The organism is Pseudomonas sp. Irchel s3f10 (assembly GCF_900187515.1).
Lineage (GTDB): Bacteria > Pseudomonadota > Gammaproteobacteria > Pseudomonadales > Pseudomonadaceae > Aquipseudomonas > Aquipseudomonas tensinigenes.
The window spans coordinates 246,246-260,435 of sequence record NZ_FYDZ01000007.1 but is presented as its reverse complement, the minus strand read 5'-3'; the positions used below and the strand labels follow the sequence as shown (position 1 = coordinate 260,435).

The 14,190-nt window shown below is 58.7% G+C and carries 13 protein-coding genes; 5 read left to right on the top strand and 8 right to left on the bottom strand.

What is annotated here, in order from left to right; genetic code table 11:
- Nucleotides 1-12 precede the first annotated feature (12 nt).
- Together CKW17_RS17405 and gpmI are read right to left on the bottom strand one after the other, a co-directional pair.
- Nucleotides 13-1,299: a murein hydrolase activator EnvC gene (locus CKW17_RS17405; protein WP_095120763.1), complete on the bottom strand. Its 1,287-nt coding sequence runs from the start codon at nt 1,297-1,299 to the stop codon at nt 13-15.
- 230 nt (nt 1,300-1,529) lie between these two features.
- Nucleotides 1,530-3,059, bottom strand: coding sequence for a 2,3-bisphosphoglycerate-independent phosphoglycerate mutase (gene gpmI / locus CKW17_RS17400; protein ID WP_095120762.1), 1,530 nt, complete (start codon nt 3,057-3,059; stop codon nt 1,530-1,532).
- A gap of 153 nt (nt 3,060-3,212) precedes the next feature.
- Between gpmI and CKW17_RS17395 the strand changes: the two genes are divergently transcribed.
- From CKW17_RS17395 to secB, 3 genes are read left to right on the top strand one after another with little or no spacing between them, the layout of a single operon-like run.
- On the top strand, nt 3,213-3,626 hold the full coding sequence (locus tag CKW17_RS17395; protein WP_064388915.1) for a rhodanese-like domain-containing protein: 414 nt from the start codon (nt 3,213-3,215) through the stop codon (nt 3,624-3,626).
- A 1-nt stretch (nt 3,627) separates the two neighbouring features.
- Complete coding sequence (gene grxC, locus CKW17_RS17390; RefSeq protein ID WP_095120761.1) at nt 3,628-3,882, top strand: glutaredoxin 3; 255 nt, start codon at nt 3,628-3,630, stop codon at nt 3,880-3,882.
- A 57-nt stretch (nt 3,883-3,939) separates the two neighbouring features.
- Nucleotides 3,940-4,425 carry a protein-export chaperone SecB gene (gene secB / locus CKW17_RS17385; RefSeq protein WP_016772114.1) on the top strand — a complete coding sequence of 162 codons (486 nt, stop codon included), beginning with the start codon at nt 3,940-3,942 and terminating at the stop codon, nt 4,423-4,425.
- 124 nt (nt 4,426-4,549) lie between these two features.
- Here the strand turns inward: secB and CKW17_RS17380 are convergent, their stop codons facing one another.
- Nucleotides 4,550-5,005, bottom strand: a complete 456-nt coding sequence (locus CKW17_RS17380) for a tRNA (cytidine(34)-2'-O)-methyltransferase (RefSeq protein ID WP_007909235.1) — start codon at nt 5,003-5,005, stop codon at nt 4,550-4,552.
- Here CKW17_RS17380 and CKW17_RS17375 point away from each other — a divergent pair.
- On the top strand, nt 5,004-5,444 hold the full coding sequence (locus CKW17_RS17375) for a hypothetical protein (RefSeq protein WP_016986348.1): 441 nt from the start codon (nt 5,004-5,006) through the stop codon (nt 5,442-5,444). The genes CKW17_RS17380 and CKW17_RS17375 overlap by 2 nt on opposite strands.
- A 189-nt stretch (nt 5,445-5,633) precedes the next feature.
- A complete protein-coding gene (locus CKW17_RS17370) occupies nt 5,634-7,670 on the top strand; it encodes a leucine-rich repeat domain-containing protein (protein WP_256586247.1) in 2,037 nt (678 codons plus the stop codon).
- A 632-nt stretch (nt 7,671-8,302) separates the two neighbouring features.
- Here CKW17_RS17370 and ntrC read toward each other — a convergent pair.
- The 5 genes from ntrC to glnA form a co-directional block, all read right to left on the bottom strand.
- Complete coding sequence (ntrC, locus tag CKW17_RS17365) at nt 8,303-9,739, bottom strand: nitrogen regulation protein NR(I) (protein ID WP_007909238.1); 1,437 nt, start codon at nt 9,737-9,739, stop codon at nt 8,303-8,305.
- The gene (glnL, locus tag CKW17_RS17360) at nt 9,736-10,821 is read right to left on the bottom strand and encodes a nitrogen regulation protein NR(II) (protein WP_007909240.1); all 1,086 of its coding nucleotides are present in this window, start codon (nt 10,819-10,821) and stop codon (nt 9,736-9,738) included. Before glnL ends, ntrC begins: the two co-directional genes overlap by 4 nt.
- 231 nt (nt 10,822-11,052) lie before the next feature.
- Nucleotides 11,053-11,676 (bottom strand): DUF4124 domain-containing protein, encoded by a 624-nt coding sequence (locus CKW17_RS17355; protein WP_095120760.1) that lies wholly within the window; start codon nt 11,674-11,676, stop codon nt 11,053-11,055.
- Complete coding sequence (locus CKW17_RS17350) at nt 11,673-12,188, bottom strand: DUF4124 domain-containing protein (protein WP_095120759.1); 516 nt, start codon at nt 12,186-12,188, stop codon at nt 11,673-11,675. The genes CKW17_RS17355 and CKW17_RS17350 overlap by 4 nt, the downstream gene beginning before the upstream one ends.
- 282 nt (nt 12,189-12,470) lie before the next feature.
- Nucleotides 12,471-13,877, bottom strand: a complete 1,407-nt coding sequence (glnA, locus tag CKW17_RS17345; RefSeq protein WP_016985745.1) for a glutamate--ammonia ligase — start codon at nt 13,875-13,877, stop codon at nt 12,471-12,473.
- Between the last annotated feature and the right edge of the window lie 313 nt (nt 13,878-14,190).

Below are 14,190 nucleotides of genomic sequence, written 5' to 3'. Positions count from 1 at the left end.
TAGATGGCGCGCTTATCCTTGCGCGCGGCACCATTGCGCCGGATCACTCGGGTGACCCTGCTGACGAATTGCGAAATACAGCGCTGATGTGTCCTGGCCGCCACTGTTACCGACAGTGGAGATGGACTCACCGGCTTTAACCACATCACCGGCCGATTTGAGCAGCGTCTGGTTGTGACCGTAAAGACTCAGAAAACCGTTGCCGTGATCGAGGATCACCAGCAACCCGGCGCCGCGCAGCCAATCGGCGAACACTACGCGCCCCCCGTGTACCGCATGCACCTGGCTGCCGGCGGAGGCGCTGATCATCACGCCGTCCCACTTGGTGCGGGCATCGTCGCCACGGCTTTCGCCGAAGCGTGCCAGCAGTCGACCATCAACCGGCCACGGAAGTTTTCCCCGGGTTGCAGCAAAAGGACCACCGAAGGTCTCGCCGCTGCTGGAGACCAGCGCGCCGGGAGTGGATCTGGCCGGTTTTCGTGGGGCGTCGCTGTTTTCAGCCTGCGCCTCACGCAAGCGCTTTTTTTCCGCTTCCTGCTGGGCGATCAGCGCTTTCTGCCGCGCTTCTTCTGCCTCACGGGCCTGGCGGGCCAGGGTTTCTTCAATGGTTTTAAGGACTTTAGACAGGTCTGCCTGATCCTGCTCGCGGGCGGCGAGTTTCTGGTCGCGGGCCTTCACATCGTCATTCAGCTTGGCGAGCACCTGTTGGCGTTCCTTGCGGACTTTCTCGAGTGCTTCGCGCTGAGTGTCGAGGTCGCTTTTCTGTACCAGCAATTGCGCTTGCTGCAAACCGATGTCTTTTTCGACATTGGCCAGTTGGCGCAGGGTTTCATTGAAGCTCTTCAACTGCTCCAGACGCGCCTGGCTCAGGTAATCGTAATAGGTCAGGGTGCGGGCGAATTTCTCGGGATTCTGCTGGTTGAGCAGCAGCTTGAGGTATTCCTGCCGACCGTTCTGATAAGCCGCACGGGCCTGAATGGCGATCAGTCGCTGCTGTTCAGTGCGCGCGCTCTGGAGTTTTTTTTTCTCTGCATCGAGTCGCTGCAGCTCGGATTCGCTTTTCTGCAGTTCTTTCTGCAGCGCGTCGACCTGCTTCTGCAGCTTGCCCAACTCGGTTTCAGTGCCCTTGAGTTCTTTCTGCACGCCGGATTTTTCTTCCTGGACTTTGCCCAGCAGCTTTTTCAGCTCGGCAATGTCCTGACGCGTGGCGTCCAACTGCTGTTGGGTTTGCGCGCGCTCGTCAGCGAAGGCCGGTTGGAGCAGGCAGGTCAGAGCGAGGGCGATCAGGACGCGGAGCATAGAGGCGGGCGGCACCAGGGTAATGGACGGCCTAGTATGCCCGCCCGAGGCTGCAAAAAAAACGCCCAATTGGGGCTGTGTGATAACTGGCCTGAAAAACACCACAAACCAATGTAGGAGTGAGCCTGCTCGCGATGGCTTACTGACATTCAACAGAGTAGTTGACTGTCAGATGGCTATCGCGAGCAGGCTCACTCCTACAGGGTTTTGCGGTGTTTTGGCGATTCGGGTCAGACCAGAATCGAGGTGCCGGTCATTTCCGCTGGTTTTTCCAGGCCCAGCAGTTTCAGCATGGTCGGCGCCACGTCCGCCAGCACGCCGCCTTCACGCACTTTCAAATCGCGCTTGCCGACATAAATGAACGGCACTGGCTCGGTGGTGTGCGCGGTATGCGCTTGCCCGGTGGATTCATCGGCCATTTGCTCGACGTTGCCGTGGTCAGCAGTGATCAGTGCCTCGCCACCGACCTTTTCCAGCGCATCGACAATGCGACCCACGCAAGTATCGAGGCATTCAACCGCCTTCACGGCGGCGTCGAACACGCCGCTGTGGCCAACCATGTCGCCGTTGGCGTAGTTGACCACGATCACGTCGTAACGCTGGTTTTCGATGGCGTCGACGATGCGGTCGGTCACCTCAGGTGCGCTCATTTCCGGCTGCAAGTCATAGGTAGCGACTTTCGGCGACGGGATCAGGATGCGCTCTTCACCCGGGAACGGTTCTTCGCGACCACCGGAGAAAAAGAAGGTCACGTGCGCGTATTTCTCGGTTTCGGCGATGCGCAGCTGGGTTTTGCCGTTCTTCGCCAAATAATCGCCCAGCACGTTTTCCAGGCTGCCCGCGGCGAATGCCGATGGCGCCGGAATGCTTGCGGCGTATTGGGTCAGCATGACGAAACCGGCCAGTTTCGGCTGGCGTGCGCGTTCGAAATCCTTGAAGTCGTCTTCGACGAACACGCGAGTCAGCTCGCGGGCACGGTCGGCGCGGAAGTTCATGAACACCACGGCATCGCCGTCTTCGACTTTCACCGGCTCACCGATGGTCGTGGCTTTGACGAATTCGTCGCTCTCGCCGCGAGCGTAAGCAGCATCCAGACCTTCCTGAGCGGTGGCCGCGTGGAATTCGCTGTTGCCGTCGACGATCAGGTTGTAGGCCTGGGCGACACGATCCCAACGATTGTCGCGATCCATGGCGAAGTAGCGACCGATGATGCTGGCGATACGGCCCTTGCCCAGCGCCTGGAAGGTCGCGTCGAGCAGTTCGATCGACGATGCAGCGCTTTTCGGCGGCGTGTCGCGGCCATCGAGGAAAGCGTGCAGGTAGATTTTTTCAGCACCGCGCTTGAAGGCCAGTTCGGCCATGGCGATCAGGTGATCCTGGTGGCTGTGCACGCCGCCATCGGACAGCAGGCCCATGAAGTGCACGGCTTTGCCGGCAGCCACGGCTTTATCCACAGCGGCGCAGATGGTCGGGTTCTCGAAGAACTCACCGTCGCGGATCGACTTGGTCACGCGCGTGAAGTCCTGATACACCACGCGGCCGGCGCCGAGGTTCATGTGGCCGACTTCGGAGTTGCCCATCTGGCCGTCCGGCAGGCCGACGTCCATGCCGCTGCCCGAGATCAAGCCGTTCGGCACCGTGGCCCAGAGACGATCGAGAACAGGCTTCTTTGCCGCAAAAACGGCGTTGGATTCGGGGCTGTCGCTGTGACCGAAGCCGTCGAGAATCATCAGGACCAAAGGTTTAGGCGTGGTAGTCATGGAATCCACTCGTGGCTAATAAAGAAGAGGGCGATGGAAAAGGGAGTTGGAGTTTAAAGCTAAGTTCCGACCGCGTCACCGCCGGACGGGGTTTGGCCGACCATAGTGGCTGTGTATACTGGCCGACATTTTAACGCCCTGGAACCTCCTTCGATGGTTGCTCACCTGATTGAATTTGCCACTAACCACTACATTCTTGTCGGTATCTTCGTCGTACTGCTGGCTCTGCTGCTGGCGCACACGATGCAGGGCGGCGGTAAAAGCCTGAGCACTGGTGAGCTGACTGCACTGGTCAACAAAGACGCAGGCGTAGTGGTAGACATCCGTCCGGCCAAGGATTTCGCTGCCGGCCACATCGTTGGCGCGGTGAACATTCCTCAGGACAAACTGGCTGCGCGCACCGCCGAGCTGGAAAAGCACAAGGCCAAGACCATTATTCTGGTCGACGCCTTGGGCCAGACCGCCGGCACCCATGCCCGCGAGCTGATGAAATCCGGCTTCACCGCCGCCAAGCTATCCGGCGGGATTTCCAGCTGGAAAGGCGACAACCTGCCGCTGGTGAAGTGATATGAGCGAAGTCATCGTCTACTCCAGCGATTACTGCCCTTATTGCGTGCGAGCCAAGCAGTTGCTCGCGAACAAAGGCGTGGCCTTCGAAGAGATCAAGGTCGATGGCAAGCCGCAGATTCGTGCTGCCATGAGCCAGAAGGCCGGGCGTACGTCCGTGCCGCAGATCTGGATCGGCGACAAGCACATCGGCGGTTGTGACGATTTGTATGCCCTGGAGCGCGCCGGCAAGCTCGACGCGCTGCTCAAGGCCTGAACGGCTGCACCTACGTACAGCACTCCCTAAAAGACCCAAGATCGATAAGGATCTGAGATGACTGACCAACAGAACACTGCAGCCAGCGAAGAAGAAACCGCACCGCAATTCTCCTTGCAGCGCATCTACGTACGCGACCTGTCCTTCGAAGCCCCGAAAAGCCCGGCGATCTTCCGCCAGCAGTGGGACCCGGCGGTCGGCCTGGATCTGAACACTCGCCAGAAAGCGCTGGAAGGTGATTTCTACGAAGTCGTGCTGACCCTGTCCGTCACCGTGAAAAACGGTGAAGAAGTCGCCTTTATCGCTGAAGTGCAACAGGCCGGTATCTTCCTGATCAAGAACCTGGATGCGGCTTCGATGAGCCACACCCTGGGTGCGTTCTGCCCGAACATTCTGTTCCCGTACGCGCGCGAAACCCTGGACAGCCTGGTGACCCGTGGTTCGTTCCCAGCCCTGATGCTGGCTCCGGTGAACTTCGACGCCCTGTACGCGCAAGAGCTGCAGCGCATGCAGGAAAGCGGCGAGACGCCAACCGTTCAGTAAGACGGTTTGGCAACACCCCATGTGGGAGCGAGCCTGCTCGCGAAGAGGGCGTGTCAGATGACAGATTTGTCGACTGATACACCGCTTTCGCGAGCAGGTTCGCTCCCACATTTGTTTTGCGGTGTTATTTGAAGTCGTTCTGGCGCCAGGCTTCGTACACGGCGACCGCGACGGTGTTGGACAGATTCAGGCTGCGGCAGCCTTCGCGCATCGGCAGGCGCAGGCGCTGTTCTGGCGGCAGGGCGTCGAGCACTTCCGGCGGCAGGCCACGGCTTTCCGGGCCGAAGATGAACGCATCGCCAGGAACAAACGCGGCATCATGAAACGGTCGCGAACCCTTGGTGGTGAACGCAAACAGTCTTGGGTTGCCCAGGCTTTCCAAGCAACTGGCCAGGTCCGCGTGACGTTGCAGCGTGGCATATTCGTGGTAATCGAGACCGGCACGGCGCAAGCGTTTGTCGTCCATCTCGAAGCCCAGCGGTTCGATCAAATGCAGGTGGCAGCCGCTGTTGGCGCACAGCCTGATAACGTTGCCGGTATTCGGCGGAATTTCTGGTTGAAAAAGGATGACGTGAAACATGCACGGCTCCGAAGGTAAAGATGAGCGGCATTCTACGCCGCCTGTGGACAACCGTTCGAAACTATTCCCGCGAGTCATCGGTTCGCTGGCGATTGTCGGCTTGATGATCGGCTTGATGATCGGCCGCCTGACCACGCCGGATCCGACTGTGCTGCAGCAAGTCGAGGTGACGGAACAAGGGCTGGTGGTGTGGTTCAACAATGAGCCCAAGCTGCACGGCGAGATCATCGATGGCACCGTGGCGCTGCTGTTTCAGGCTGAAGGCCCGGCGCAGAAGGGCCAGCTCAAGCTCAACGGCAAAGACGTCAACTGGCGTACGCGCAAAAGTGACGGCGGATTGCTGTTGACGATACTGGCAGCGCGGCCTCTACAGGGCGAGTGGGCAGGCAGCGAGGTCGACGATCGCTGGCGCCTGGAGATTCGATTGCAAGCGAACTGAGCCGAGACTAACCGTCCGGCTTGGTCACTCCTACGCTTATTGACGCCGTTTCCCACTACAAAAATCTGTTTTTCCGCTCTCCCTCTTGGCGTGCGCACGCTATCGTGCGGTTCTTCTTTAAACCGGCAGGATGCCGAAACCGTCGTTCCTTGCGTGAAGCCAGGGGCGAGTTCTTCAAGGATGAAAAACATGCCAGTAAAACCACCTCGCGGTGGCAATACCCACGTGGATGTCCCCGGTGGCCCGAGCCGCCCGGGTGATGTGGATACTTCGCTCCCCGATCCATCGATCCGCAGAGGCGTCGACTCAGGTCTTGCGCTCGATGACCTGCAGCTGCGAGCCGGGCCATCGCGCGATACACACGCTGATGTCGTCCGCCCGGAGCCGGCCGTGCTGGTTCAAATGACTGCCGTTGACATCCCGCATCCGGCAGCCGTGCCGCTACTGGAGAATTACTTGATCGGCGCCAGGATAACGCTTCCAGATGCCGACAGCCGTGGCCTCAGGGTGTTTAACAAGCGTACTTACGTCGATCTGTCAGAGGGCGGCACTGTTCTGGTTGCAATGGATCCGGTCAATGCAACGTATCGCGCACGGTTACCCAATGAGCGGCATCCTTCCGGCCCCGAGTTGGTGCGCGACATTGACAGCGGTCTTTGGCATCCACGCGAAGGCGTTGACCTGACCCTTCGAGCACAAGTGAAAAAAAGCCTTCCGGAACTGTCCGATCGACAAGCGGATGACTTTGTATCCCGGTTTGGTGACAAGGAGACGTTAGAGACTGAACTCAAACGCATTCAACTGGGTTTGCCGCAGTTGGAGCGTGAGCTCAGCACCTGGACGAATGCCCTCAAGGACTCTCCCGGCGCCGAGTACGCGAGTCGACTGTCACTGAGTGCCAAGCTGATTCAACTGTACAAGTGGCAAGGCGACGATCTCGACCCTTGGGGGCGAGTCTATCGCGGCGGGCGAATGGCAGGTTTCAGGCTGGATATCAATCTGAGCGAATGGCCCATGCAAAGGGCTCCACTTTTTTCTACACCCATCAATTCCGTTGTTTCTCTTACCCTGAGAGGTTCTTCGTCACAAACACCGAAGGATTTCTTCGCCGGGTTTCCCAGCCTTGGAACATTGAGGACGTCAGGCCAGGTGTATGGACTGCCTGACGGAGTCGGACGGCTCACGGAGTTGCGCGTGGCGGACTTGAGTAATCCTCTGCTCCACCTTTCGCTAGCCGATATTGAACAATTGAAACAGCTGCCACGTTTGCGCGAGCTGAACCTGGAAGGCCATCCCCTCGGGTATGGTTTTTCGATACGCGATATGACTGAGCTGCGGGTGTTGAAACTGGATAATACCAGTCTTGTCGGTTTGCCTGGGGGACTGAACGAGTTGGCCGGATGGTCGCGGTTACAGGTATTGGATCTTCAACGAAATCCTTTTATAGGGCGTGCGCCTGACGTTACCGGGATGTCCGAGCTGCGGGTATTGAATCTGACGCAGACCGGTATCAGCCAGATCCCTGGCGGGCTGGGCAGCGGGAATGGCCCCAAAGGCTTGGAAATATTGAAACTCGGCGAAAATTCGCTGTTTGATGCGCCTTCGCTCGAAGGAATGAGCAATTTGCGGGAACTTGATCTTTCCAGCACGGATATCGACAAGTTTCCCGCCGGCATCACTTCTGAAATTCCCGCGACAGTATTGAATCTCGCGAACAATCGAATCAGATCGATTCCCGAATCAGTGGAGCTTAGAGCAGGCTTCAACTTGACCGGAAATCCTATTACAGACCCCGCGTCCCTGCGGCGATTGATATTTGCGCGTCGACAAACGGGCACCGATATCTGGTTGGGAGTAGAGAGCGTTGATACGTCGGCGGATCTCTGGCTACGACATGTGCCACACGCGCAAGCTCCAGAGAAACTGGCGCTGTGGGACAGGTTGAACAGCTTTTCTGAAAGCAGTTTGTTCTCGCGGATTCGAAATCTGAGCCGTACGCCTGAATTCTTCGTAGAACGTCAGCTATTAGAGCGCCGGGTCTGGGCGTTTCTCGAAAGTTTCGAAAAGGCAGGCGCTGTTGAACGGTCTCGCCTCAGGGACGTAGCCAGGAAGGAAACGAGTCCAGGAAAGATGCTGGAAAGGCTGGAGGAGGAAATAAAGGCACTTGATCCCGGGCGACAGAATCAGCCCTTGCATCATCTACCCAAGCGTCCGAGGCTCGACTGACCTCGGGGCTGCGGCGTAAAAGCGGGAATCCCTGACCTGCCTGTATCAGGGTTCCCAAAACGGGGTGGACTTCGCTAGCAGCGTCGGTCCGGTGTAAAGAGGGAACCCCCGGCCTGCCTGTACCAAGGATCCCAAAACGGTGGGCGCATCGCGTTGCGGTGTGCGCCCGGTATAAAGAGGGGAATCCCCGGCCTGCCTGTACCAAGGTCCCCGAAACGGGTGGTGAAACGAATCACCTGTAAGAGGTAGTGCAGGGGGCGTGCCAGGTTTTCATTTGCTGAAACAAAAAAGTGTATGAGAAATACGAAAGGCCCGTAATTCGGGGCTTTCATGTTTTTGGACAGTGGGGTTTTTGGTTTTTTCAGGAAGGAGTGTGGCGATGCAGCTGTGCGCGATCGCGGGTCATTGTGCATTGATGCGGTGCACGGGGGCCCCTCACCCTAACCCTCTCCCAGAGGGAGAGGGGACTGACCGAGTTGCCCGGTCAAATTACGCCGACCTGAGATACCGAGCCGAACTCAGGCCTCGAAGCCACCTGAAATCGGCTCCCTTTGCCCTCTCCCCCTTGGGGAGAGGGCTGGGGTGAGGGGGATCGATCCTGAGTACACAACCATCCTCAAGCGAACAAGGTTTTAACCCTCATCCCCCTCATCATCATCGCCGCCATCAACCTTCATCCCCAATTCCTTGATCTTGCGCGTCAGGGTATTACGCCCCCAACCCAACAACACCGCCGCATCACGCCGCCGCCCCGCCGTGTGCTTCAGCGCCGTCTCGATCATGATCCGCTCAAACGCCGGCACCGCACTGTCGAGCAAACTCGACTGGCCACGCGCCAAGGCCTGATCGGCCCACTGACGCAGCGCCTGCTCCCAGTTGGTCACCGGTGCCGAGTCCTGCGGCAGGTTCAGGAGTTCTGGCGGCAGGTCGCTGATGTGCACCTCGCGCCCGGACGCCATCACGGTGATCCAGCGGCAGGTGTTCTCCAACTGCCGCACGTTACCGCCCCACGGCAGGTTCTTCAGGTACTCCTCGGTCTCGCTTTTCAGCAGCTTCGGCTCCACGGCCAGTTCTTGCGCGGCGCGGCTGAGGAAGTGCTTGGCCAGGGTCGGAATGTCTTCGCGACGATCCGACAGGCGCGGGATGTGGATGCGGATGACGTTGAGGCGATGGAACAAGTCCTCACGGAATTTGCCGGCGTGTACCAGGGTTTCCAGATTCTGGTGCGTCGCGGCGATGATGCGTACATCGACTTTCACCGGCACATGCCCGCCTACGCGGTAGAACTCGCCATCGGCCAGAACTCGCAGCAAACGGGTTTGCGTATCCGCCGGCATGTCGCCGATTTCATCAAGGAATAGCGTGCCGCCGTCAGCCTGTTCAAAACGCCCGCGACGCAGGTTCGCCGCGCCGGTGAACGCGCCTTTCTCATGGCCGAACAGTTCGGATTCCATCAGATCCTTGGGGATCGCCGCCATGTTAAGCGCGATGAACGGCGAGGCCGCGCGCGGGCTGTGGCGGTGCAGGGCGTGCGCGACCAGTTCTTTACCGGTGCCGGATTCGCCGTTGATCAGCACGGTGATGTTGGAGTGGCTCAAGCGGCCGATGGCGCGAAACACTTCCTGCATCGCCGGCGCTTCGCCGATGATTTCCGGGGTGCGGGTCAGCGCCGGCACGACTTCCAGGCCTTGCTGTTCTTGTGCGTGCTGATTGGCGCGCTTGACCAGCGACACCGCTTCATCAACGTCGAACGGCTTCGGCAAATACTCAAATGCACCGCCCTGATAGGAGGCGACAGCGCTGTCCAGATCGGAGTGAGCGGTCATGATGATGACCGGCAACCGTGGATGCTGCTCGCGGATCCGCGCCAGAAGGTCCAGACCACTGGCACCCGGCATGCGGATATCGGAAATGATCACGTCAGGCTGCTGACGGGCCAGACGACTCATCACGCCATCGGCGCTGTCGAAGCTCTGGGTGGTCATGCCTTCCTGCTGCAAGGCTTTTTCCAGAACCCAACGGATAGAACGGTCGTCATCGACGATCCACACGGTTTCACTACGGCTCATGTCGATGTGGCTCCTTGTTCCAGTGGCAGAAAGATCGAGAAAGTGGTGTGGCCTGGATGGCTGTCACACTCGATCAGGCCCTGGTGCTGGCTGATGATGTTCTGGGTTATGGCCAGGCCGAGTCCGGTACCGTCCGGGCGTCCGCTGACCATGGGAAAGAAAATGGTTTCCTGAAGTTCCGCCGGGATCCCGGGGCCGTTGTCGATGATCTCGATCTTGGTCACCAGACGATGGCGGACGTGGCCGATGGTGAACTGGCGCATGGTCCGGGTGCGCAGGCTGATGCGGCCCAGGCGCAGTTCGTTCTGGCTGCTGATCGCCTGCATCGCGTTGCGCACGATGTTCAATACGGCCTGAATCATTTGCTCGCGGTCGATCAAGACGTCGGGAATGCTTGGATCGTAATCGCGCACCAAGGTGATGCAGCCCTGGCTTTCGGCTTCGACCAGTTGGCAGACGCGCTCCAGCACTTCGTGGACGTTGCACATGGCCAGCGATGGCAGTTTGTTCGAGCCGAGCATGCGGTCGACCAGATTGCGCAGGCGGTCGGCCTCTTCAATGATCACGTTGGTGTAATCGCGCAGGCTGTCTTCCGGCAGTTCGCGGGCCAAAAGTTGCGCGGCGCCACGGATGCCACCCAGCGGGTTCTTGATCTCGTGGGCGAGGCCGCGCACCAGCATCTTGCTGGTTTCCTGTTTGGACAGCTGCGCCTCTTCCTTGGTGATTCGCAGCAAGCGGTCACGCGGGTGGACTTCCAGCAGCAACATCGTGGCGCCGTTGCTGAGGATCGGCGTCACCGCGTAATCCACAGTAAGGGTTTGGCCGGTGAGCGCGGTGAGCATGGCTTCGCGTTTGGTGAACGGGTGCGCCTGCTCCACCGCCTGGCGCAGGGAATTCAGCGCCTCGGTGGATTCGGTGAACAGCTCGCTGATGAACTGGCCATGGCTGCGCTGCCCGCTGATGGCGAGCAGCATCTCCGCCGCCGGGTTCATGTACTCAAGGCGCAATTCGGCGTCGAGCAGGATGGTGGCGGTGGTCAGGTTGTCGAGCAGCAAACGGTGAATTGCGTCGCTAATGGTCATCGGAGCCTCTTTTAGGGGCGGAGCGTGCGCAACAAGCAAGCGTCGGTATCGGGAAAATGCAAAAACCAAACCAAGGCTCTGAAAAGAAGCGTTTAACCTGTGAAACAGGCGTTTGACGCTCGTTTGCGTGGCACAGGGCCAGCTCTCACGGGTAGTTTCGAACCAAAATGGGTTGGATTGTGGGTACGGTGCAGCCTATTGCACCAATATAGTGCGCAAAGCTGAACGGCGTTAGAAGAAACGCAGGAAGGGGTTTTTCGGCTCGGGCGGTTTGTCTTTCAGTGGGCATTCCGGACGGATGCCGTAGTCGTCCTTGGTGCAGGGTTTGACCTGACGCTTCTGCGCAAGCGAGATGCGCAGCATATGGAAGGGCTGGTTGGCGGTGCGTTCGACGGTACGGCCTTCGGTGTCAAGGATTTCCACGGAAAGGTTGTGGCTGCCACGATCAATGTTGTTCAGCGGGAACACTGGACTGAGGCCTGGCTCGCCCGTGGCCTGTCCGTCCAGTAGCAGGCGATAACGGTGACCTCGCTGTAGTCCGGGCTCGCTGGTGACGCTGACAATGATTTCACCTGCGCTGCTGCGAATCGTGGCATCGGGTTCAGGTATCAGAATGCGCAGCATGTCGTAATGGAATAGAGGCTGTTCGACGGATTTTTTCGCGGTGGTGACCGGCGCGGCGGCCGTTGGGTTGGCCGACATGCGATTGCTGGTTGCGATGGGCACTCGCTTGGCGTTGCCGCGTGGTTGGTCGGTGTAGACGCGATTGCCCTGCGCATCGGTATAGGTGAAGACCTCAGCCGATGCTTGCAGCGTCAGCAGTGCCAACACGGTGATAAGCCACGCGCGAGTCATGGCTTGTGTACTCGCTGTACGCTAAGGGCCGCTGGCGGGCTCTGCTGAATGATCGTCTGCCCGTCGATCACTTGCACGGCGAGACGATGTTCGCCCCGATCCACGTTCACCAGTTGCAGGATCGGCACGTTGCTCGGCTGACCGTAGGGTTCATCGTCCAATACCAGTCTTAATTGATGCGGTGGCCGCAGGCGCGGTTTGATCAGCACGTTGACGGTGAAGGTGCCGTTGTTGGCGCGCAGGGCTTCTTCGGTGGGCAGGCCGGCGATTTCCAGAATCTCATAGGCATCGCTGCGTGCCGGCTGGCGATTGTCCGTGCCAAAGGGGGCCGGTGCGCTGGGCGCCTGAGGCTCGACACGATTGAGCGGCGGCAACTCCACCGGCTGCGCCTGCACGCCATCGGGCGAGTGATCGCTGTACACCGTGTTGCCATTGGCATCGGTGTACTTGTAGATCTGCGCGGCGGCGGGCAGGGCGATCAGCAGCAGAATGTAGAGAAAGGTGCGACCCATGAAATCGACCGGGATTGAAAGCGATGGGGTGCAGCATAGGACAGACGCGGCGGTTGGCCCAACTCGGTAAACATTCAGAGATCATTCAGACACCACAAATCCCCTGTAGGAGTGAGCCTGCTCGCGATGGCGTAGTGTCAGTCAGCATCACCTTCAATGATCCACCGCTATCGCGAGCAGGCTCACTCCTACAGGGATTTGCGTCGAGCCATAAATCGCAATAAAAAAGGCCTCCCGAAGGAGGCCTCTTTCACTCACGCCGCGTAGCGCAGCGCTACCGGATCAGCAGCTGTAGTACAGCTCATATTCCAGTGGGTGTACGAAGGTACGGACCTTGATTTCTTCTTCGGATTTCAGCGCGATGTAAGCGTCGATGAAGTCGTCGGAAAACACGCCGCCCTTGGTCAGGAACGCACGGCCTTTATCCAGCTCTTCCAGAGCTTCTTTCAGGCTGCCGCAAACTTGCGGGATCTCTTTCGCCTCTTCAGGCGGCAGGTCGTACAGGTTTTTGTCGGCAGCGTCGCCTGGGTGGATCTTGTTCTGGATACCGTCCAGGCCAGCCATCAGCAGTGCTGCGAAAGCCAGGTACGGGTTGGCAGCCGGATCCGGGAAACGCGCTTCGATACGACGGCCACGTGGGCTGTTGACGTAAGGAATACGGATCGACGCGGAACGGTTGCGAGCCGAGTAGGCCAGCATCACCGGCGCTTCGAAACCTGGCACCAGACGCTTGTAGGAGTTGGTGGCCGGGTTGGTGAAGCCGTTCAGTGCCTTACCGTGCTTGATGATACCGCCGATGAAGTACAGAGCGGTTTCGGACAGGCCGGCATAGCCTTCGCCAGCGAAGGTGTTCTTGCCATCTTTGGCGATGGACATGTGCACGTGCATACCCGAACCGTTGTCACCGTACAGTGGCTTCGGCATGAAGGTAGCGGTGCGGCCGTAGGCGTCAGCCACGTTGTGGACAACGTATTTCAGCGTCTGAACTTCGTCAGCTTTTTTCACCAGGGTGTTGAACTTGACACCGATTTCGTTCTGACCGGCAGTTGCCACTTCGTGGTGGTGAACTTCAACGGTCTGGCCCATTTCTTCCAGTGCGTTGCACATGGCAGTGCGGATTTCGTGATCGTGGTCGAACGGCGGAACCGGGAAGTAACCACCTTTGATACCAGGGCGGTGGCCTTTGTTGCCGCCTTCGATGTCCTGGTCGGACATCCACGAACCTTGTTCGGAGTAGATCTTGAACATCGAACCAGAGATGTCGGACTTGAACTTCACTTCGTCGAAGATGAAGAACTCAGGCTCTGGACCGGCGAATACGGTGTCACCGATACCGGTGGTCTTCAGGTATTCCTCGGCACGGTGAGCGATGGCGCGCGGGTCGCGATCGTAACCTTGCATGGTCGACGGTTCGATGATGTCGCACACCAGGATCAGGGTGGCGTCTTCGGTGAACGGGTCGAGCACGGCAGTTTCGTCGTCCGGCAGCAGGATCATGTCGGAGGCTTCGATGCCTTTCCAGCCAGCGATGGAGGAACCGTCGAACATCTTGCCGACTTCGAAGAAGTCGTCTTCCAGCGCATCGCGAGCCGGCATGGTCACGTGGTGCTGAGTGCCTTTGGTGTCCGTGAAGCGCAGATCAATCCACTTGACGTCATGATCTTTGATGAGTTGAACCGACTTCGACATAGTGTCCTCCGGGTGAATTAGGGCTGGTAGTGGATGCCCTTAATAGTGGTGATGCCGGCGCGAATACTCTGCCAAGGCAACCTGCCTCACAAGGGAGCAAATTGCATGCCAGTGCCCCAGCATGGGTTTTTTGCCCCAAATTCACGCTTATTAAGGTGCGGAGCTTCTTAAAGCAGAAAATATCGCCCTTTAATGTAGCGTCACAATCTGCAAATGACCTGTTTTGGTGCATGCAAAACCTTCTGCACATTAACTGGTTAAACCTTGAGCAATTTCCGCTATAATCCGCGCCCCCCTTTTTCGGCTGGCCGTT